This is a genomic window from Acidovorax sp. Root402 (assembly GCF_001425125.1).
Classification (GTDB): Bacteria; Pseudomonadota; Gammaproteobacteria; order Burkholderiales; family Burkholderiaceae_C; genus Acidovorax; species Acidovorax delafieldii.
Window position 1 is genome coordinate 186577 of record NZ_LMDQ01000014.1, and the last position, 20256, is coordinate 206832.

At 64.5% G+C, this 20256-nt stretch carries 15 protein-coding genes; 3 read left to right on the plus strand and 12 right to left on the minus strand.

From position 1 onward, the window contains the following. Positions 1-121: 121 nt before the first annotated feature. The 6 genes from ASC83_RS12060 to dapC form a co-directional block, all read right to left on the minus strand. A complete protein-coding gene (locus tag ASC83_RS12060) occupies positions 122-2161 on the minus strand; it encodes an ABC-F family ATP-binding cassette domain-containing protein (protein WP_056062619.1) in 2040 nt (679 codons plus the stop codon). Between the two features lie 115 nt (positions 2162-2276). Beyond that, positions 2277-3218 (minus strand): 50S ribosomal protein L3 N(5)-glutamine methyltransferase, encoded by a 942-nt coding sequence (prmB, locus tag ASC83_RS12065; RefSeq protein WP_056062622.1) that lies wholly within the window; start codon positions 3216-3218, stop codon positions 2277-2279. Next, on the minus strand, positions 3215-4408 hold the full coding sequence (gene dapE / locus ASC83_RS12070) for a succinyl-diaminopimelate desuccinylase (RefSeq protein WP_056062625.1): 1194 nt from the start codon (positions 4406-4408) through the stop codon (positions 3215-3217). Before dapE ends, prmB begins: the two co-directional genes overlap by 4 nt. 163 nt (positions 4409-4571) lie before the next feature. Beyond that, a complete protein-coding gene (locus ASC83_RS12075; protein ID WP_056062628.1) occupies positions 4572-5735 on the minus strand; it encodes a PilT/PilU family type 4a pilus ATPase in 1164 nt (387 codons plus the stop codon). Between the two features lie 71 nt (positions 5736-5806). Further along, positions 5807-6640: a 2,3,4,5-tetrahydropyridine-2,6-dicarboxylate N-succinyltransferase gene (gene dapD, locus ASC83_RS12080; protein WP_056062639.1), complete on the minus strand. Its 834-nt coding sequence runs from the start codon at positions 6638-6640 to the stop codon at positions 5807-5809. A 16-nt stretch (positions 6641-6656) separates the two neighbouring features. Then, a complete protein-coding gene (gene dapC, locus ASC83_RS12085) occupies positions 6657-7862 on the minus strand; it encodes a succinyldiaminopimelate transaminase (protein WP_056062643.1) in 1206 nt (401 codons plus the stop codon). Positions 7863-8043: 181 nt separating this feature from the next. Here dapC and ASC83_RS12090 point away from each other — a divergent pair, with 181 nt between their 5' ends. Beyond that, positions 8044-9531 carry a methyl-accepting chemotaxis protein gene (locus ASC83_RS12090; protein WP_056062645.1) on the plus strand — a complete coding sequence of 496 codons (1488 nt, stop codon included), beginning with the start codon at positions 8044-8046 and terminating at the stop codon, positions 9529-9531. Between the two features lie 44 nt (positions 9532-9575). Here the strand turns inward: ASC83_RS12090 and rsxB are convergent, their stop codons facing one another. The 3 genes from rsxB to ASC83_RS12105 all read right to left on the minus strand — a co-directional run bounded on the left by rsxB (position 9576) and on the right by ASC83_RS12105 (position 13187). Next, complete coding sequence (gene rsxB / locus ASC83_RS12095) at positions 9576-10283, minus strand: electron transport complex subunit RsxB (RefSeq protein ID WP_056062649.1); 708 nt, start codon at positions 10281-10283, stop codon at positions 9576-9578. Further along, on the minus strand, positions 10280-11893 hold the full coding sequence (locus ASC83_RS12100) for a polyhydroxyalkanoate depolymerase (RefSeq protein ID WP_056062650.1): 1614 nt from the start codon (positions 11891-11893) through the stop codon (positions 10280-10282). Before ASC83_RS12100 ends, rsxB begins: the two co-directional genes overlap by 4 nt. Before the next feature lie 205 nt (positions 11894-12098). After that, positions 12099-13187 (minus strand): GTP pyrophosphokinase family protein, encoded by a 1089-nt coding sequence (locus ASC83_RS12105; protein WP_056062655.1) that lies wholly within the window; start codon positions 13185-13187, stop codon positions 12099-12101. Between the two features lie 201 nt (positions 13188-13388). Between ASC83_RS12105 and ASC83_RS24475 the strand changes: the two genes are divergently transcribed. Next, positions 13389-16223, plus strand: coding sequence for an EAL domain-containing protein (locus ASC83_RS24475; RefSeq protein ID WP_056064986.1), 2835 nt, complete (start codon positions 13389-13391; stop codon positions 16221-16223). Here the strand turns inward: ASC83_RS24475 and dusA are convergent. Both dusA and ASC83_RS12120 read right to left on the minus strand, forming a co-directional pair. Continuing rightward, complete coding sequence (gene dusA, locus ASC83_RS12115) at positions 16216-17220, minus strand: tRNA dihydrouridine(20/20a) synthase DusA (RefSeq protein WP_056064988.1); 1005 nt, start codon at positions 17218-17220, stop codon at positions 16216-16218. The two genes, ASC83_RS24475 and dusA, sit on opposite strands and share 8 nt — an antisense overlap. A gap of 284 nt (positions 17221-17504) precedes the next feature. Then, complete coding sequence (locus ASC83_RS12120) at positions 17505-18674, minus strand: alkane 1-monooxygenase (RefSeq protein ID WP_056062658.1); 1170 nt, start codon at positions 18672-18674, stop codon at positions 17505-17507. Between the two features lie 322 nt (positions 18675-18996). Here ASC83_RS12120 and ASC83_RS12125 point away from each other — a divergent pair, with 322 nt between their 5' ends. Next, entirely contained in the window at positions 18997-19584 is a 588-nt protein-coding gene (locus tag ASC83_RS12125) for a lysophospholipid acyltransferase family protein (RefSeq protein WP_056062661.1), read from the plus strand. 178 nt (positions 19585-19762) lie between these two features. Here ASC83_RS12125 and ASC83_RS12130 read toward each other — a convergent pair whose 3' ends face one another. Next, a complete protein-coding gene (locus ASC83_RS12130) occupies positions 19763-20212 on the minus strand; it encodes an Lrp/AsnC family transcriptional regulator (protein ID WP_056062663.1) in 450 nt (149 codons plus the stop codon). Between the last annotated feature and the right edge of the window lie 44 nt (positions 20213-20256).

Genomic DNA, 20256 nt, shown 5'->3' on the forward strand with positions numbered 1-20256 from the left:
TGCAACCGCAATAGCCTGTAGATTTACACTAAAAGTTGCTACATATTTGATAGCGTAGAAGTGAGATGGATCAATGGAAAGTCCGGAAAATTCTGGAAAGAATTTACAGGACTTTACATCTCTAGCCCACCGAGGCCGCTGAAATTTCTTCGAGTTCGGAAGAAATTTCCAGCCAACGCTCTTCCAGTTTTTCCGTTTCATCATTTCCGGCTTTCAATCGCCGGCCGCACTCGGCGATCTCTGCAGGAGGCAAGGCTTCCGTCAGTTTTTGCTCCAATTGGGTGCGTTCTGCGCTCAGGGCCGTCAAGCGTTTATCGATCTGTTCCAGCTCTTTTTTGAGTGGCCGGGTCTTTTCGGCCAGCTGCTGGCGCGTTTGAGCGTCAAGCTTGCGCTGCTCGCGCCCATCACGCGAAGGGGACAGAGCGGGAGCCGGCGCTGGCGCGGCAACGGAGGCCAGAGCGACCACCGGTGTCGGTGTTGCGGTAGGGGCTGCTGCAGGAGCTTGTGAGGCCTGCGCCTGCTCGGCAAGGCGTGCTTCTTCGCGCAGGCGCTTGGACTCTTCGAGCAGGTAACGTTGATAGTCGTCCAGGTCGCCGTCGAACGGGCCGACCACACCCCGGCCCACCATCCAGAAGTCCTCGCAGACCGAGCGCAGCAGGGCGCGGTCGTGGCTGACCAGCATCACAGTGCCATCGAAGTCGTTGAGCGCCATCGCCAGCGCCTCGCGGGTGGCCAGGTCCAAGTGGTTGGTAGGCTCGTCCAGCAGCAGCAGGTTGGGGCGCTGCCATACGATCATGGCCAGCACCAGGCGCGCCTTTTCACCGCCGCTCATGGTGCCAACGGCCTGTTTGACCATGTCCCCGGTGAAGTTGAAGCTGCCCAGGTAGCTGCGCAGATCCTGCTCCCGGCTGGGTTGCTTGGCATCAGGCCCCAGCTCCTTGGCCAAGCGGATCATGTGCTCCAGCGGGTGTTCGCTGGGGCGCAGCACGTCGAGTTCCTGCTGGGCAAAGTAGCCAATGTTCAGGCCCTTGCCCTCGGTGATGCTGCCGCCCAGTGCTTTCATGGTGCGCGCAATGGTCTTGACCAGCGTGGACTTGCCCTGACCGTTGGCGCCCAGGATGCCGATGCGCTGACCCGCCAGCACCGAACGGTTGACGCCCGTAAGAATGGTGGTGGGCGTACCCTCGTCGTCCACATAGCCGAACGAGGCGTCGCTGATGGCCAGCATCGGGTTGGGCAGGTTGGCCGGTTCCTTGAACTCGAAAGTGAAGTCCGCCTCGGCGAGCACAGGCCCGATTTTCTCCATGCGTTCGAGTTGCTTGACCCGGCTTTGCGCCTGCTTGGCCTTGCTGGCCTTGGCCTTGAAGCGGTCGATGAATTTCTGCAGGTGGGCCATCTTCTCCTGCTGCTTGGCAAAGCTGGCCTGTTGCAGTTCGAGCTGCTGGGCGCGCAGTTCTTCAAACTTGCTGTAGTTGCCGCCGTAGCGGTTCAACTCGCCTTGCTGGATTTGCAGCGTGACGTTGGTGATGGCGTCCAGAAACTCGCGGTCGTGGCTGATCACGATCATGGTGCCCGCGTAGCGCTTGAGCCAGGCTTCGAGCCAGACCAGGGCGTCCAAGTCCAAGTGATTGGTGGGCTCGTCCAGCAGCAGGAGGTCGCTGGGACACATCAGCGCACGCGCCAGTTGCAGTCGCATGCGCCAGCCACCGGAGAAGCTGTTGACGGGCTGGTCGAGTTCGCTCACGCGAAAACCCAGGCCCAGGATCAGCGCCTGGGCACGCGCCACGGCATCGTGCGCGCCGGCGTCATGCAGGTCCGAATAGGCATGGGCAATGGCCATCCCATCGTCGCTGGCCTCGGCTTCGGCCAACTGGCGTTGCACCTCGGCCAGACGCGTGTCGCCTTCGAGCACAAAATCGGTGGCCGACTGGTCGGTCTCGGGCATGTTCTGCGCGACCTCGGCCATCCGCCAGCTCGACGGGATGTGAAAATCCCCGCCATCTTCATGGAGCTTGCCGCTGAGCAGCGCAAACAGGCTGGACTTGCCCGCGCCATTGCGGCCCACAAGCCCGACGCTTTCGCCGGGGTTGATGGTGGTGGACACGCTGTCGAGCACGACTTTAGTGCCTCGGCGCAGGGTAACGTTCTTGAGGGTGATCATCCGGGAATCAGAAAAAAGCGCACCCGCACGAGGCGGGTGGCATGCAAAACTCTGGGGGCCAGCGCAACTGCCAACGGCACAGCCGCTGCTGCTGCCAAAGGTGGCGTAAAGGGCTCTATTGTGCCGTGAGCCGGGTTTGGGCAGCCAGCGCCTGCCGGGTGACCAGCAGAACCTGGTCTTCTCCTGCACTGGTATCGAGCCAGAAAACCGGCAATTGCGGAAAGGCCGCCTCAAAATAGGCGCGCTCGTTGCCGATCTCCAGAATGATCACGGCGTCTTCGCTCATGCAAGCGGGCGCGGCGGCAAACAGCTGGCGCACAAAGTCCATGCCGTCCTTGCCACCGGCGAGGGCCAGTTCGGGCTCTGCGCGGTATTCGCTAGGTAGCACGGCCATGCTGTCGGCGTTGACGTAGGGCGGGTTGCACAGGATCAGGTCCCAGGGGCCGGGCAGGGCACTCAGTCCATCGGACAACTGCAAGGTGATACGGTCCTGCAGCCGATGTTTCTCCACATTGATGCGTGCCACGGCCAAGGCGTCGGGCGAAATATCAGCACCGGTCACTTCGACTTCGGGCCAGGCCATCGCCGCCAGCACAGCCAGGCTGCCGTTGCCCGTGCAAAGGTCCAGCACCCGATGGGTGCGGTCGCTCAGGAAATCGTCCACGCTGCCGTCCACCAGCAGCTCTGCAATGAAGCTGCGCGGCACGATGGAGCGCTCGTCCACATAGAACGGCACGCCCTGGAGCCAGGCCTCGCGCGTGAGGTAGGCGGCAGGCTTGCGACTGGCAATGCGTTCTTCAAAAAGTGTAGCAACCAACGCTATTTCTGCAGGCGCTACCGGCTTGTTTTTGATGGACTCTGGTGCATCGGAGAGGTCGCTATCCAGCGGCAGGCCCAGGCGCCACAACACGAGCCATGCAGCTTCGTCCTGCGCATTGGTGGTGCCATGGCCGAACGAGACGCCGGCCGACTCCAGCTGCTGAGAGCCCCATTCGATCAGGGCGCCAACGGTGTCACCTGCAACTGCCGGTGGGTGGTGGCTGGGTGCCTTGCTCATGCGGCCACCGCCTGGGCCGCCAGGGCCTGCGCATGCAGGTTCTCCAGCGTGCGGCGGTAAATGTTCTTGAGCGGCTCGATATCGGACACCACCACATGCTCGTCGATCTTGTGGATCGTTGCGTTGGACGGGCCCAGTTCGATCACCTGGGGGCAGATCTGCGCAATGAAACGCCCGTCGCTGGTACCACCGGTGGTGGAGAGTTCGGTGGCAATGCCCGTCTCGGAGGCGATGGCCTGCTGCACGGCGCCCACCAGTTCACCGGGCGTGGTGAGGAAGGGCTGGCCGCCCAGCGTCCAGCGCAGGTCATATTCGAGGCCATGGTGGTCAAGCACGGCGTGCACGCGCTGCTGCAAGCCCTCTGCCGTCGATTCGGTCGAGAAGCGGAAGTTGAAGTCGATCACCACCTCACCCGGGATCACGTTGGTGGCGCCGGTGCCGCCATGGATGTTGCTGATCTGCCAACTGGTGGGCGGAAAGAAGGCATTGCCGTTGTCCCACGCGGTGGAGGCCAGTTCTGCCAGGGCGGGCAGGGCCTGGTGGATGGGGTTGCGGGCCAGTTGTGGATAGGCGATGTGGCCTTGGACACCGCGCACGCTGAGCTTGGCACTCAAGGTGCCACGACGTCCATTCTTGATCATGTCACCGGTTTTCTCGACCGACGTCGGTTCGCCCACGATGCAGTAATCAAGCTTTTCACCACGCGCCTGGAGCTGCTCGACCACGACCTTGGTGCCGTCAACGGAAGGACCTTCCTCGTCACTGGTCAGCAAAAAGGCCAGCTCGATCAGCGGTGCGGGCGTGGCGGCCAGGAACTCCTCCACCGCGACCACAAAGGCTGCGATGGAGGTCTTCATGTCGCTCGCACCCCGGCCATAGAGCTTGCCGTCCTTGTGGGTGGGCACGAACGGGTCGCTGCTCCACTGGGCCAGAGGCCCGGTGGGGACGACATCGGTATGGCCTGCGAATACTACTGTTTTGATAGCGGATGAGGCATGATTCACTAGCGCTACCGGTCGCTTTGCCCACAAATTGCTGACACGGAAGTCTGTGGGGCCACTGTCCAGTCGTTCGCACACAAACCCGAGCGGAGCGAGCCGTGTGGCCAGCAGATCCAGGCAGCCGGCGTCCTCCGGCGTGATGGAGGGCAGGGAAATGAGCTGTTCAGCCAGGTGCAGGGTTCGGGACATGGGATGGGGTCAGGGAATGGAGACAGGCAGCCGGGCTGCGATCATGGATACAGGCATTGGCGCTGCGTGGCCCAGCCCAGAGCCGCCAAGCAGGGGATGCCAGGCACCGAGCGCGTCGTCCTCCCTGAGGGAGGGCTCCGCAGGCCGCTCAAGGCGCGTCACATCACGCCGCCGGCTTGACGTCCAGCACGATCTCGGTGAACGACGGTGCATCGTCGGGTGCATCGCGTGCTTCTTTCTGGGCCTTGGCGGCGTTGGCGGCCAAGGAAAAGTCATTTTGCAGGCGCCACATCAGGTTGGTGGGCGAATCGGCGTAGGCCATGCCTTCCTTGCGGTCGATCTGCGCATCCATGATGAGGCGTGCCAGCGCTTCTTCAAAGGTCTGCGATCCTTCGGCCATGGATTTTTCCATGGCCTCGCGGACGCCCGAGAAGTCGCCTTTTTCGATGAGATCGGACACCAGCTTGGTGTTGAGCATGACTTCAACTGCCGGCACCCGGCCGCCGTCGGTCTTGCGCACCAGACGCTGGGAAACCACGGCTTTGAGTGCCGATGCCAGGTCGCCCAGCATGGTGGGTCGTACTTCGACGGGGTAGAACGACAAGATGCGGTTGAGCGCGTGGTAGCTGTTGTTGCCGTGCAGTGTGGCCAAGCACAGGTGACCCGACTGCGCATAGGCGATGGCGGCTGACATGGTTTCGCGGTCGCGGATTTCGCCGATCAGGATCACGTCGGGCGCCTGGCGCAGCGCGTTTTTCAGGGCCGTCTGCAGGGACTGGGTGTCGCTGCCGATCTCGCGCTGGTTGACGATGGATTTCTTGTTCTTGAACTGGTATTCGACCGGGTCCTCGATGGTGAGGATGTGGCCTGTGAGCGCCTCGTTGCGGGTGTCGATCATCGACGCCAGCGAAGTGCTCTTGCCGGAACCCGTGGCACCCACCATCAGGATCAGTCCGCGTTTTTCCAAGATGAGTTCGCGCATCACCGGGGGCAGGCCCAGGGAATCGAACTCGGGAATCTGCTGGGAGATGAAGCGGATCACCACCGCATAGCTGCCACGCTGGCGCATGGCGCTGACCCGGAAGCGGCCCACGCCGCTGAGCGGCACACCCATGTTGAGTTCGCCGGTTTCTTCCAGCTCTTCGATACGGTCCGGGGGGACCACTTCGGACAGCAGGTTGCGCGGCGCATCGGGCGGCAGGATCTGGTTGTTGATGGGCACGCACTCGCCGTTGATCTTGATCAGCGCGGGGGCGTTGGCCGACAGATAGACGTCGGAGGCCTTTTTCTCTGCCATCAGGCGAAGAATTCGTTCCATCGTGCTCATGGTGTTTCCCTCTTGTTGTCAGTCTCTGTCGGTGTGGCGAACGGCCCGGGCCGTCCGCAGGTCCCCGTCAATCAGTCGCGCAGCAGGTCGTTGATGCTGGTCTTGGAGCGGGTTTGCGCGTCCACCTGCTTGACGATGATGGCAGCGTACATGCTGTAGGGCGTGCCGTTGGCGGCCGTCTTGGGCAGGTTGCCGCTGACCACCACCGAGCCCGAAGGCACGCGGCCGTAGCTGATTTCGCCGGTGGCACGGTTGAAGATCGGGGTGCTCTGGCCCAGGTACACACCCATGCCCAGTACGGAGTTTTCTTCGACCACCACGCCTTCGACCACCTCGGAGCGTGCGCCGATGAAGCAGTTGTCTTCAATGATGGTGGGGCCGGCCTGCAGAGGCTCCAGCACACCGCCAATGCCCACGCCACCCGACAGGTGCACGTTGGAGCCAATCTGTGCGCACGAACCCACGGTGGCCCAGGTGTCGACCATGGTGCCTTCGCCCACGTAGGCGCCGATGTTCACGTACGAGGGCATCAGGATCGCGCCCTTGGCGATGAAGCTGCCACGGCGGGCCACAGCAGGCGGCACCACGCGCACGCCAGTGGCTTTCATCTCTTCTTCGGACAAGTGGGCAAATTTGGTCTGCACCTTGTCGTAAAAGCCCAGGTCGCCAGCCTTGACGACTTCGTTGTCCTTGAGGCGGAACGACAGCAGCACGGCCTTCTTGATCCACTGGTGCACCGTCCACTGGCCCACGCCTTCGCGGGTGGCCACGCGCAGCTTGCCATTGTTCAGCTCGGCAATCACATGCTCGACGGCGTCCTGGATCTCCTTGGGGGCGGCGGCGGGCGAGAGGCTGGCGCGGTTGTCCCAGGCGTTGTCGATGAGGGTTTGGAGTTGTTGGGTCATGTTGTTGTCGATCAGATCAGGCAGTACGGGATTGGATGAATTGCACGATGCGCAGCGCAGCTTCCACGCATTCTTCGGCTTCGGCCACCAGGGCCATGCGCACGCGCTGGGCGCCGGGGTTGCTCCCCTGGGCCTCGCGGGCCAGGTAGCTGCCGGGCAGCACCGTGACATTGTATTGAGCCAGCAGGGCGCGCGCGAACTCGGCATCGTCCATCCCCAGGGCTTCCGGTACTTTGGCCCACAGGTAAAAACCGGCATCCGGCAGGGCGACTTCCATCACGCCAGCCAGCAGCGGTGTGACCTGGGCAAACTTCTTGCGGTACAGCGCCCGGTTGTCCACCACGTGCTTTTCATCACCCCAGGCAGCGATGCTGGCGGCCTGCACGATGGGGCTCATGGCGCTGCCGTGGTAGGTGCGGTAGAGCAAGAACGACTTGATCAGCGCTGCGTCGCCAGCCACGAAGCCGCTGCGCATGCCGGGCACATTGCTGCGTTTGGACAGACTGGTAAAGGAGATCAGGTTCTTGAAGTCGCCGCGCCCCAGCTGCGCCGCAGCCTGCAGGCCGCCCAGGGGCGGCTCGTCGCGGAAATAGATCTCGCTGTAACACTCGTCCGAGGCAATCACAAAACCGTAGCGGTCGCTCAGCTCAAACAGCTTCTTCCACTCGCTGAGCGGCATCACGGCGCCCGTGGGGTTGCCAGGGGAGCAGACGAATAGCAGCTGGGTGCGTTGCCACACAGCCTCGGGCACTGCGTCCCAGTTCACCGCAAAGTTGCGGCCGGGGTCGCTGGCCGCGTAGTACGGCTGGGCTCCCGCCAGCAAGGCGGCACCTTCGTAGATTTGATAGAACGGATTGGGGCAGACGACCAGCGGCTGGCCTTGCGAGGGATCGATGATGGTCTGCGCAAATGCAAACAGTGCCTCACGCGAGCCGTTGACGGGCAGCACCTGGGTGCCCGGGTCCAGGGTCAGCGCATAGCGCTGTTGTATCCACTGGGTAAAGGCCTCGCGCAGCTTGGGTTCGCCTGCGGTGGCAGGGTAACTGGCCAGTCCGCCCAGGTTGTTACTGAGTGCATCTTTGATGAACTGCGGTGTAGGATGGCGCGGCTCACCCATGCCCAGGCTGATGGGGCTGTAAGCCGCCGGGAGTGTGACTCCCGCAAAGAGTTGCCGCAGCCGCTCGAAGGGGTAAGGCTGGAGTTGGGAGAGCAGGGGATTCATGGAGCGACATTATGGGCGAAGGGCATACGCCCACGGCACGGTGCAGGGTGTCGCGCCGTCCATGGCGAGGGGCGGGGCCAGGTGCGCAGTCAAGCACTGTTTACCCCATGCCGAGTTGTCAATCCGACGTAAGAGCGGGCACATAGCATGGCCCACATTCAAAAACGATAACGGAGACAAGATGTCTGGATTCCTACCGCTGCGCCCCGGGCTCTGGTGGATGCGCAGGTGGCACCTGCCGGGCAAACTGGTGACATTGGGCGTGGTGATGGGTGGCGCCCTGGCGATGGCCGCCGTGGATGCTCCGTGGTGGGCGGTGGCATTGGCAGCCGCCGTGGTTCTGTATGCACTGTGCGCGTTGTATGCGGGTCTGGCATCCGACCTGCAAGGCCTGGCGCATGCGATGGAGCAGACCACACGCGGTGATTTGTGTGCCAGGGCGGGTGTTTATGGGCGGGACGAGGTCGGGTCCATGGCCCAGTCGCTGGACCGCATGGTGCTCGCACTGTCGGCCATGGTGGCCGATATCCGCAGCAATGCTGCGTTGGTGGCCCATGCGGGACAGAGCCTGGCGCAAGGTAACCGATCGCTGGCCGATCGCACCGAACAGCAGGCGGCCAACCTGGAGCAGACGGCTGCCAGCGTGGAGCAGCTGTCGTCGGCCGTGCAGAGCAACGCACAGACCGCGCGCAGCGCCGATGCCCGCGCCGCAGAAGTACGCAAGGCAGCCGACACCGGCGCCGAGGCCATGGCCCGCGCCGTGCAGTCGGTGGAGGCCATCCAGCAAAGCGCGCGCCGCATGACCGAGATCATTGGTGTCATCGACAGCATTGCGTTTCAGACCAACATCCTGGCCCTGAACGCTGCGGTGGAGGCCGCCCGTGCGGGCGAGCAGGGCCGGGGCTTTGCCGTGGTGGCGGGCGAGGTGCGCACGCTGGCCAAGCGCTCGGGTGATGCGGCGCGGGAGATCCGCGAGCTGATCGGCGCCTCGGTCAGCCAGGTGGAGGCCAGCGCCGGGTTGATCCGGTCGGCGGGCGAGGGCATTGCCAACATGGCCAGCGGCATCCGCAGCGTGGCGGCGAGCATGACCGAGATCTCCGGCTCCAGCGCCGAGCAAAGCACGGGACTGAGCGAAGTCAGCTCCGCCGTGCAGCAACTCGACCAGATCACGCAGCACAACGCCCAGATGGTGGGCCACGCGGTCTCGCAGGCCGAGGCGCTGGAGCACCGCGCGTCCACCCTGTCGCAAGCGGTGGCGGCGTTTCGCCTGCAGCAGGGCACAGCCGATGAGGCAGTGGCCCTGGTGAACAAGGCGGTGGCGCTGCACAAGACCAGTTCGCGTGATCAATTCCTGCGCAGCATCACCGACAAAACCCAGCCCTACCATGACCGTGACATGTATGTGTTTGTGCTGGACGCCGGCGGGACCTATCTGGCCTTTGGTGGCAACCCGGCCAAGGTGGGCACGCGGGTGCAAGACATCCCCGGCATTGCAGGCGACCGGCTGGTGAGCGACATCGTGACCCAGGCCGACCGCGCCCCGGGGTGGGTTGAGTACGACATCAACAACCCGGCCACCGGCGCGGTGCAAACCAAGATGTCCTACGTGAGCCGGGTGGGGGACTGGTACGTGGGCTGCGGCGTGTACAAGTCACTGGCCGCGCGGTAATCCGCAGACAAGCGGTTTCTCGTCCAGCAACCTGGGTGTCGCTCTCAGCGCGACCCTTTTTCGCGCAGTTGGCGCGCGCGCTCCATGGCGGCGGCAATGGCCGCCTTGCGTGCCTCCATGCCCTCGGCGGCCACCGCAGCGGCGGCTGGGCTGTGGGTGGCGGCCGATGTCGAATCGGCCTGCGCTCCGGAGCCTTCGTCCTCTACATCCTCCAGCGGCACCCGCTGACGGTGTTGCTGATACCGCTGTTTGGCTTGGAGCGCGAGCGCATCAGACCACGCAGCCCATCCGGTGGCCATGCCGCTGGCGCTGTCGAGCTGGATGCAATCTACCGGGCAGACCGGGATGCACAGCTCGCACCCTGTGCAGTAAGCCTCGATGACGGTGTGCATTTTCTTGTTGGAGCCCACGATGGCATCGGTGGGGCAGGCCTTGATGCACAAGGTGCAGCCAATGCACCACGCCTCGTCGATGAAGGCCACGCGGCGCGGTGCCTCCACCCCATGGTCGGCGCTCAAGGGCGCCACGGCATGGCCCGTGATGGCGGCCAAGCGGGCCACGCCCTCAGCACCGCCCGGAGGGCACTGGGTGATGGCCGCCTCCCCCTGGGCGATGGCCTGCGCATAGCTGGCGCAGTCTGGATAGCCGCAGCGCGTGCACTGCGTCTGGGGCAGGGCGGCATCAATCCGCGCTGCCAAGTCGGTGAGGGCAGCGTGGGATGGGGTCGTGCTGGCGGAGGCGGGGTGGCTCAAGCCTTGCGCGCCTTGCTCTTGCTGCCGCTGCGGGTGGACGGCGCTGCAGTGGCGCTGGTCTGAGTCGTGGCCAGATCAGCGGTGGGCGCCTGCGCTGCACCTGTGGGCGCCGCGGCGGGCTGCACCCAGCGGGTGGCCACAGCGGTGGCCGCCACGGGCTTGGCCGCAGCGCGGACTGGAGCAGGCTTGGCTGCTGCCGTAGGCGCCTTGGTCGCCTTGATCACCTTGGTGGCGGCGGGTTTGGCTGCCGGTGCGGGCTTGCTGGCAACCTTGGCAGGGGCCGGTGCAGGGCTGGCGAGCCTGGGGGCCGGTGTGGACGTTGCGGCCACAGTGGCGGGCTTGGCAGGCAACTCGTGTTCCAGGATGAATGCGCGCACCTTGGGGTACACGATGTCGCGCCAGCGGCGGCCACTGAAGATACCGTAGTGGCCTGCGCCCTTGGCTTCCAGGTGGCGTTGCTCCTTGCGCACGATGCCGCTGCACAGGTCGTGGGCCGCTTCGGTCTGGCCCGAGCCAGAGATGTCGTCCAGCTCGCCTTCCACCGTGAAAAGGGCTGTGGTCTTGATGTCTTGCGGACGCACGCGCTCCAACTTGCCAGCGGGCGAGCGCACATCCCAGGTGCCGTTCACCAGCTTGTAATCCTGGAACACGGTCTGGATGGTTTCGAGGTAGTAGTCCGCATCCATGTCCAGCACGGCGTTGTACTCGTCGTAGAACTTGCGGTGCGCCTCGGCACTTGCGTCGTCGCCCTTGATCAGGTCCTTGAAATAATCGTAGTGGCTGGTCGCATGGCGGTCCGGGTTCATGGCCACAAAACCGGTGTACTGCAAAAAGCCCGGGTACACGCGGCGGCCCGCGCCGGGGAATTTCTCCGGCACGCGGTAGATCACGTTGTTCTCAAACCACTCGTAGCTGCGGTTGGTCGCCAGATTGTTCACTGCCGTGGGCGACTTGCGGGCGTCGATGGGGCCACCCATCATGGTCATCGTCAGGGGCGTTTTCTCGCCGCGGCTGGCCATCAGCGACACGGCGGCCAGCACGGGCACCGTCGGTTGGCACACACTGATCACGTGGCAGTTGCCGTAGATGCCCTGCAGATGGCGGATGAAGTCCTGCACGTAGTTGACGTAGTCGTCGAGGTGGAACTCCCCCTCCGACAGCGGCACCAGGCGGGCGTTCTTCCAGTCGGTGATGTAGACCTTGTGGTCCTTGAGCATGGTGCGCACGGTGTCGCGCAGCAAGGTGGCGTAGTGGCCCGACAGCGGCGCCACGATCAGCACCACGGGCTGGCCCTTGAGCTTGGTCAGCGTGGCAGGGTCGTCCGAAAAGCGCTTGAAGCGGCGCAGCTCGCAAAACGGCTTGTCGACCTCAATGCGTTCGTGGATAGCGACACCGATACCGTCCACGTCGACCGTGTGGATGTCGAAGGTGGGCTTTTCGTAGTCCTTGCCCAGGCGGTAGAGCAGGTCGTAACCGGCAGCCATGCGCTGTGCTGCTGAGGTCTGGCTCAGCGGCGAGACGGGGTTGCTGAACAACTTGGAAGCCGCCTGCGCAAAATCTGTGAAGGGCTCCATCAAGGAGCGCTGGGTTTCGTAGAGGTGGTACAGCATGGGGCGAAACTCCGTTTTGTTGCAGTGCAATATAGCAGCACTTGGTAACAAGCGCATGGAGTAAAACCACCAATGTCCAGTCGCCTATGCGACAAATTGACGTGGCCCCAGGGGCGGCGCGCCGGTTCGGCGACGAAGGCTGCGAGGCTGTCAAAAATGATAGCAACTCAGGCAATTAGCACTAGCGCTTGCGCCGATTTTCGCCTCAACCCTGCACTTTGGGCTCCGCGTTGTCGCTCAGCCAGGCCTCGAACGACTCGCGGGCCGAGTTGCGCAGTGCGGGGCGGAACGCCGTCTTGTTACTCAGATACAGGCAATGCCGGATCACGGTGTACGGGTTGAAGCTGCCCTGCGGGTTTTGCTCTTCAAAGTGCTGCTTGTAGCGTTTGACCACTCCGATCGTCTCGCGCATCAAACTGTTAAAGCGCGCACGTGTCATGCCGGCTGACCAGGCCTGGATGTCATCCACAAACCCATCGACCTTGGACGGCTCAAATTCGAAGTCCTTGAAAAAATGCGTGGCGATCTTCAAGAACGTGAACGCGTTCAGTTCGCTGCTGGTGGCGGCTGCGCGGGTGGGAGCCTGCAAATCGGCGGCGACATCGGTTGCGGGTTCGGCGGTTTCGTCGGGGGCCTGCAGCAGCTCGGCCGCAGTGGCATCGCGGATCTGGCGGAACTCGCGGTCGGCCAGCTCGAACAGGGCGGACAGCACGTTGATGCGCCGCTTGAGCTGGCCCGGGATGGATTTTTTGTACTTGATCTTGTGGTCCAGCACGCTCCACGAGTCCTGGATGATGGTGCGCACCTGCAGCTCGAAGGGCCACTCGGCATAGGCCGCGTGCTCCGGCAGGTCGCGTTCGGCCACGCTCAGCCGCAGGTCCAGGTGCAGCCCTTTGTAGCCAAAGGACGCCTCGGTGCTTTCCACCGCCGAGACCTTGTCGGTCACGTCGATCACGGCGAAATGGGCGCGCACGATCTGGGCAATCTTCTCCAGCTCGTCTTCATACAGGCACACCACCCGCACGCCAATCAGGTCGGTGACGTAAGCCTCTATGTCGTAGGGGGTGTTGCTCTCTTCCAGCGCCGGACGGTATTTGCGCACGAACTTGCGCACGCATTCGTCCACATCCTTCACGCGGCCCTCCACCTTGGTGATGTCCACGCCGCCCGCCTGGGTCACCACCGCCGCCACCCGCGCGGTCAGCGCTGCGCAGGCGTCTTCCAGCGCAACCGCCTGCGCGGTGTACCAGCTTCGAAATTGGGATTCCTCCAGGTCGAAATCGAGCGATGCCATGCCAGGCCTTTGTGATGGGTATTGCCAGGGTTGATACGGGAAGTGGGTGCGGGCGCATAGCCCTTGGCCCAGCGGGTGCGAGCATAAACGGCATGCAGAGACCCGGCATGTGCAGTTTGCGCGCAAATGCCCCTTTTCGGCGCAGGACAGATGCTCATAATGGGGCAGCACCGCCGGTGCATCGAAGTCACACCATCCACCATGACACCCCACCCAGCCCCCGACAACGATGACCTCGCCGCGCCAGGGCAGGCGGCATGGGGGGCTGAAGGGGTTGCGGGCACCAGCAACCACCGCTGGTTGCCCGTGGTGCTGCCCCCACTGATCGCGCTGCTGACCCTGGGGCTGACCTTCCTGTACTGGCAGAGTGAAGAAAAGAACACGAGGACCAAACGCGAGCAGAACTTTGAAGTGGCGGCCGACCAGATTACCTACAACCTCAAGGACCGCATGGCGACCTACGAGGTGGTGTTGCGCGGCGTCAAGGGCTACTTTGAGGGGTCGGAGCGCATCGACCGCGAGGAGTTTCAGGCCTATGTGAGCGCGCTGCAGTTGCAGGCAACCCGTCCCGGGCTGCAGGGGGTGTCGCTGATTCTGCAGTTTCCTGGCAAGGCGCTCGCTGCCCATCTGGAGGACATGCGCCAGCGCGGTTTTGACCAGTATGCAGTGCGCCCGCCCGGCGAGCGCGAGTGGCTGGCACCCATCACCCACATCGAGCCGCTGGAGGGCCCCAACCTCAAGGCGCTGGGACTGGATGTGTTGACCATTCCCCCTGCCAAGGAGGCGCTGGACCGGGCCCGTGACACCGGAGCGCTGGCGTTGTCCGGGCGACTGACCCTCATGCAAAACGGTGCCCCTGGGCTGGTGATGTACATGCCCCTGTACCGCGCCGACGCCGACAACGGCACGGTAGAGGGCAGGCGGCAAGGGCTGGCGGGCTGGGTGTCGGCGCCGTTTCTGATGGAGGACGTGATCAACGGCATGTCCCGTGAATTTGACGCCGACATCGGCCTGCAGATCACCGACAGCACCCCGGGCGCGGGTGCGGCATCCCCCGGCACCGGACCAGGAGATGCCGGTGCCGTAGCGGGCGCGCTGCTGTTCAGCAACCTGAAGACACCGGCCCAGGGCGCTGGCGCTCCGGCGTTGCAGGCGCGGCGCGAGCTGGAGCTGGGCGGGCGCCGCTGGGCCTTGCACATGGCCCCACTACCGGGCTTTGCGCAGCGCTTTCAGGACGATGGACACCACCCGGTGGCGCTGTTGGGCACGGTGCTGAGCCTGATCCTTGCGTGGTTTACCTGGCTGCTGGCCACGGGGCGCGAGCGTGCGGTGGCACTGGCGCGCGACATGACGGCCGAACTGCGCGCCACCCGGGATGATCTGGAGAGCACGCTCAGCGCCATTCCTGATTTGTTGTTCGAACTGGGGCTGGACGGCTGCATCCACCACTACCGGTCGGCACGATCGGGAGAGCTGGCTGTGCCGCCAGAGATGTTTCTGGGCCGCCTGCTGCGCGATGTGGTCCCCCCCGAAGGCGCCGCCGGCTGCCATGCGGCGCTGCAAGCGGCCCACCAGACCGGGTACTCGTCAGGCCACCAGTTCCGGCTGGAGCTGGGCGGGGTGACCCACTGGTTCGAGTTGTCGATTGCGCGCAAGGAGAGTGCTGCGCCTGGCGACGAACCCCGCTTCATTGCACTGTCGCGCGACATCACCGAGCGCAAGCAGGCCGAGGCGCGCTCACACCAGCTGGCTTACTTTGACGCGCTCACCGGCCTGCCCAACCGGCGCATGCTGCTGGACCGCATGGAACATGCGCTGGCCAACGCTCTGAAGGCCGCCCAGGTGGGGGCGGTGCTCTACATCGACCTGGACAACTTCAAGCAGATCAACGATGCACGGGGCCACACGGTGGGCGACATGCTGCTCATGCAGGTGGCCCAGCGGCTCACGCAGCTGCAACGCCCGGGCGACACCGTGGCGCGCCTGGGTGGGGACGAGTTTGTGGTGCTGGTGCACAACGTGGCGTCGGACATGGAGTCCGCCGGGCGCGCTGCGCTGCTGGTGGCCGAAGAAATGCGCGCCGCACTGGAAGCGCCTTACACCATCGACACCCACCTCTACAGCACCACCGGCAGCATCGGCATCACGCTCTTCCCCAAGCGGGGCGAGGGTGTGGAAGACCTTCTGCGGGAGGCCGACACGGCCATGTACCGGGCCAAGGACCTGGGTCGCAACCGCATCCGCTTTTACGAAGCCGCGATGCAGGCCGACGTGCAGGAGCGCCTGGCGCTGGAGCAGGACCTGAAAAAAGCGCAAACCCTGGGCCAGTTGGCCGCCTTTGTGCAAAACCAGGTGGACGCTGCGGGCAACGTCGTGGGCGGCGAGCTGCTGATGCGCTGGGACCACCCCGTGCGCGGCAACGTCCCGCCCAGCCGTTTCATCCCCATCGCCGAGGCCTCGGGCCTCATCCTGCGCATGGGCGACTGGATGATCCAGCAGGCCTGTGAGACCCTGGCACGCTTGCAGGTGGCAGGGCACGCGCTATCGCTGTCCGTCAACGTGAGCGAGCGACAGTTCCGCCAGGACGACTTTGTGGAGCGCGTGCGCCACATCCTGGCCCACACCGGCGCCAACCCGGCCCATCTGATCCTGGAGGTGACGGAAAGCCTGCTCATCGAAGACCTGGACGACACCATCGCCCGCATGACCGAGATCGTGCAGCTGGGCGTGCGTTTCTCCATCGACGACTTTGGCACCGGCTATTCGAGCCTGGCCTACCTCAAGCGGCTCCCGCTCTACGAGCTCAAGATCGACAAGAGCTTTGTGGACGACACGCCCGACGACCCCAATGACACGGCCATCGTGCAGTCCATCATCTCGGTGGCCCGCCATCTCAACCTGCGCGTGGTGGCCGAGGGGGTGGAGACACGCGCCCAGGCCGACTTTCTGGTCGAAAGCCAGTGCGAGTGCCTGCAGGGCTACCTCTTCGGGCGGCCCGAGCCGCTGGCGGCCTGGGTGGGGCGGCTGACTAAGTAGTCACGGAGTCCAGTGTTGTGGGCTCAGCGCTGGGCTCCGACGCTCCACTGGCATAGGCCTGCATCGCCAGCGCATGCACTTCCCGCGCGGGGCGGTCCTTGAGCAGATGGTTGCTCCACACCTGGCGCCAGATGCGAGCGCCGGGCAGGCTGTGGCGCAGGCCCAGCATGTGGCGGGCGATGTGGGGCCAGGGGGTGCCATGCTGTGCGGCCTCGCGCTCCATGTATTCCACCATCGCCAGCTCCACTTCCTCGCGGGTCAGGGGGCAGGGGGCGCCGCCGTAGTAGAGCTGGTCCCAGCGCGCCAACCACCAGGGGTTGTGGTACGCCTCGCGGCCGATCATCACGCCGTCCAGGTGTTGCAGCTGCTCCTGCACCACCGCGTCGGCGGTGATACCGCCGTTGATGGCGATGGTGAACTGTGGAAACTCGGCCTTGAGGCGGTGGACCACCTCGTAGCGCAGCGGCGGGATGTCGCGGTTTTCCTTGGGGGAGAGGCCCTGCAGCCACGCGTTGCGCGCATGCACGATGAACACGGTGCACCCGGCCTCGGCCACGGTGCCGACGAAGTCGCGCACAAAGCCGTAGTCCTCCACCTTGTCGATGCCGATGCGGTGCTTGACGGTGACGGGCACGCTGACCACGTCCTTCATGGCCTTGACGCCGTCGGCCACCAGCTGGGGGGCCTTCATCAGGCTGGCGCCAAAGGCACCGCGCTGTACGCGGTCGCTGGGGCAACCGCAGTTCAGGTTGATTTCGTCGTAGCCCCATTCCTCACCCAGTTTGGCGGCCTGGGCGAGCTTTTCGGGCTCGTTGCCGCCCAGCTGCAGGGCTACGGGGTGCTCTTCGGCGTTGAAGCGCAGGTGGCGCTCGGTGCCGCCATACAGGATGCCGCCCGCGTTCACCATCTCGGTGTACAGCAGGGTCTGGCGCGTCAGCAGCCGGTGAAAGTAACGGCAGTGGCGGTCAGTCCAGTCCATCATGGGGGCGACGGACATGCGCCAGGGGCTCAGGGTGGTTTCCACAGGCAAACAGCGAAGGCGGGGAGGGGAATGTTCTGCAGCAGAACGCCCCTCTGGTCGGGGGCGCTGCGGGGCTGCAGGTGCGAAACCCGCATTATCCCACTGGCTGCGTGAGGGGCGCCAGCGGAGGGTTTTGGGTCAGAACGGGCGCAGGTGCTAGTGCCGATTGTTCCGGGTGCTATCAATAGAGGAGTGCTGGAGGTGGCGGGTGTCGGCCCGCAGGGTGCCCGTGCCCGGTCGCCGGCGCATCCACACTCGTTCTATCCCAGGTCCTGCAACCCGTATTTCCGCACGATCGCGGCCCGCTGGCGCGGGTCGATGTTGATGTGGGCGGCGTCGCGCCCCACCTGGGCCAGCAGGCGCGGGTTCATCACGCGGCGCCACAGGGGCGGCACATAGGCCAGCATGAACATGCCGAAGTAGCCGATGGGCAGCTGCGGCACATCGTCAAAGTGCCGCAGAGACTGGTAGCGGCGCAGCGGGTGCGCGTGGTGGTCGGAGTGCCGCTGCAGATGGAACAGGACCCAGTTGGAGAACACGTGGTTGCTGTTCCACGAATGCTGGGGGCGGCAGGGTTCGTAGCGGCCGCTGGCGTCCTTTTGCCGCAGCAGCCCGTAGTGCTCGACATAGTTGGCCGAGGTGAGCTGAAAGTTGGCCCAGAAAGACGCCACCAGCAAAAACGGCAGGATGACCACGCCCAGCCACAGCGCCAGCCCTGCCCACAGCAGCGCCGTGATGAGCGCTGGCTGCAGGATCTCGTTGTGCCACGACAGCAACGGCAGGTGCTGGCGGGCCAGGCGGTCTTTTTCCAGCGCCCAGGCGCGGCGTGCGGCGCCGGGCATCTCGCGCCGCACAAAGCGGTAGATGGACTCGCCCATGCGCGACGAAGCCGGGTCGGCCGGTGTGGCCACATCGCGGTGGTGGCCCCGGTTGTGTTCGATGAAGAAGTGCCCATACGCCGTGGGCGCCAGCACCAGCTTGGCCAGCCAGCGCTCCAGCGCTGTGTTCTTGTGGCCCAGCTCGTGCCCCAGATTGATGCAGAACCCGCCCACCGTGCCCGTGGTCAGCACCATCGCCAGCACGCCATGCCAGGGCAGGGGCTGCGTGGCCACCCACCAGGCGCTGAAGATGAAGGCCGCCCACAGCACCGGCACCAGCAGGAAGGTGATGCGGCGGTAGTAGCGGTCGTTTTCCAGCGCAGGCACGGCGGATTCGGGCGGGTTGCTCTGGTCCACGCCCAGCATCCCGTCGAGCAACGGGGCGACGAGGTAGAAAAACGCCACCGGCGCCCACAGCACCAGCGGTTCGCCGGTCCATGCCATCAGTGCCGGGCCTACGCACACGGTGCAGGGCACCACCAGGGACAGCAGCCATGCGTACCGCTTGCGGTCGCGGTAGGGCGGGGTGGTGGGCAATAGGGTTGGCAGCATGGGGCGGCAGCGACAACGCGGACCTGCTGGTGGTGCATTCTGGACCGGTGGAGATCCAACGCCAGTTTTATTTGGCATGGCGCCTTTGCTCCGGCAATTGAAGCAAAAATGACTGGTAGCGCTAGTGATGTTTGCCCTGATTGCTATGAAATTGGGAGTAATCTGCAGGGGTGCATGCAAGCGGCGACGGCTCCACTTTGCCTTGCGTCAAGGTGGGACATTGGCACGATCAGCGATACTCGCGGCGCTCTCGATGCCTGTGGAGCCAAGCGCCCACTGCCTGTTTCAGCGCCCCGGGCTCCGTTCTGTCACCCCTTTTCCCATGCACCACACCATTTTTGACACACCGGTTGTCAACACGCTCCTGCGCGCTTTTTCCCGCTTCACCCTGCGCATCACCGGCTGGAAGGTCGAGGGCGCCTTGCCAGCCCATGCTGCCAAAAGCGTGCTGATCGCCGCACCCCACACCAGCAACTGGGACTTGCCGTACACGCTGATGCTGGCGTTCTCGCTGCGCCTGCGCGTGTACTGGATGGGCAAGCACAGCCTGTTCAAGGCGCCGTTTGGCGGGGTGATGCGCTGGCTGGGGGGCATCCCGGTGGACCGGGAGCAGACGAACAATTTGGTGGCCAGCTCGGCCCAGGCCATGCGGGAGGCCGAAGGCCCCATGCAGCTCATCGTGCCGCCCGAGGGCACGCGGGGCAAGACGCGGCACTGGAAGACGGGTTTTTACTTCATCGCCCAGCAGGCGGGCGTGCCCATCGTGCTCGCGTTTGTGGACTATGGCCGCAAGGTCGGCGGCCTGGGCCCGGTGTTCGAGCCCACGGGCGATGTGGATCGTGACATGGCGCGCATCAAGGCGTTTTATGCGCCGATCCGGGGTAAGAACCCGACGCAGTTCGAGGCTTGATTCACTGGTTGTAAAAATAGCCACTATCGCTTGATAGATAAGGGCTGGTAGCTTCAGTATCCATAGCGTTCAGCGCTTGATTTTGAGCGCGCTGGTGGCTATGGGCGCAGCGTCCCCGTCCCGAATCGCGCAGCGAGTCGTGAGAAGGGAGAAGCGGCGTAAGCCGCTCAGGGGGATGTCACCCTACCTGTCGTCGGTCGATTTTGCGGCTGAGCACGATGCTGGTCTGCGTCTGGTGCACGCCCTCCAGCTGGCCGACCTTGTCGAGCAGGGTGTCGAGCTGCTCGTGGCTGGCACAGCGCAAGAACACCAGGTAGTCAAACGGCCCGCTCACGGCCGACACCTCTTCAACCTCGGGCATGGCTTCCAGCGCGCGCAGCACGGCGGGCGCTGCCTTGGGCAGCACGCTGATGCTGCACCAGGCCCGCACGGTGGTGGCGTCTAGCCGCGTACCCAGCCGCACCCCGTAGCCCGCGACCACACCCGAACGCTCCAGCCGCGCGATGCGCGCCACCACGGTGGTGCGGGCCAGGCCAAGCTTGCGCGCCAGCGTGGCCGTGCCCTCGCGCGCATTGGCCTGCAGCAGGCTGAGCAGTTGCCGGTCGGTGTCATCCAGGGCCTGGGTCATGCGCATTTCCTCAAAAAGTCATAGCGCCCATCATATTCGCCGTT

Bases quoted from the DNA above. Each gene is read 5' to 3' on its own strand.
- prmB (WP_056062622.1), bottom strand. From the start codon at position 3,218: ATGAGCAAGGCACCCAGCCACCACCCACCGGCAGTTGCAGGTGACACC.
- ASC83_RS12130 (WP_056062663.1), bottom strand. From the start codon at position 20,212: ATGACCCAGGCCCTGGATGACACCGACCGGCAACTGCTCAGCCTGCTG.
- ASC83_RS12100 (WP_056062650.1), bottom strand. From the start codon at position 11,893: ATGCTGTACCACCTCTACGAAACCCAGCGCTCCTTGATGGAGCCCTTC.
- ASC83_RS24475 (WP_056064986.1), top strand. From the start codon at position 13,389: ATGACACCCCACCCAGCCCCCGACAACGATGACCTCGCCGCGCCAGGG.
- dapD (WP_056062639.1), bottom strand. From the start codon at position 6,640: ATGACCCAACAACTCCAAACCCTCATCGACAACGCCTGGGACAACCGC.
- dapC (WP_056062643.1), bottom strand. From the start codon at position 7,862: ATGAATCCCCTGCTCTCCCAACTCCAGCCTTACCCCTTCGAGCGGCTG.
- ASC83_RS12105 (WP_056062655.1), bottom strand. From the start codon at position 13,187: ATGGCATCGCTCGATTTCGACCTGGAGGAATCCCAATTTCGAAGCTGG.
- dusA (WP_056064988.1), bottom strand. From the start codon at position 17,220: ATGTCCGTCGCCCCCATGATGGACTGGACTGACCGCCACTGCCGTTAC.
- dapE (WP_056062625.1), bottom strand. From the start codon at position 4,408: ATGTCCCGAACCCTGCACCTGGCTGAACAGCTCATTTCCCTGCCCTCC.
- ASC83_RS12125 (WP_056062661.1), top strand. From the start codon at position 18,997: ATGCACCACACCATTTTTGACACACCGGTTGTCAACACGCTCCTGCGC.
- ASC83_RS12060 (WP_056062619.1), bottom strand. From the start codon at position 2,161: ATGATCACCCTCAAGAACGTTACCCTGCGCCGAGGCACTAAAGTCGTG.
- ASC83_RS12075 (WP_056062628.1), bottom strand. From the start codon at position 5,735: ATGAGCACGATGGAACGAATTCTTCGCCTGATGGCAGAGAAAAAGGCC.
- ASC83_RS12120 (WP_056062658.1), bottom strand. From the start codon at position 18,674: ATGCTGCCAACCCTATTGCCCACCACCCCGCCCTACCGCGACCGCAAG.
- ASC83_RS12090 (WP_056062645.1), top strand. From the start codon at position 8,044: ATGTCTGGATTCCTACCGCTGCGCCCCGGGCTCTGGTGGATGCGCAGG.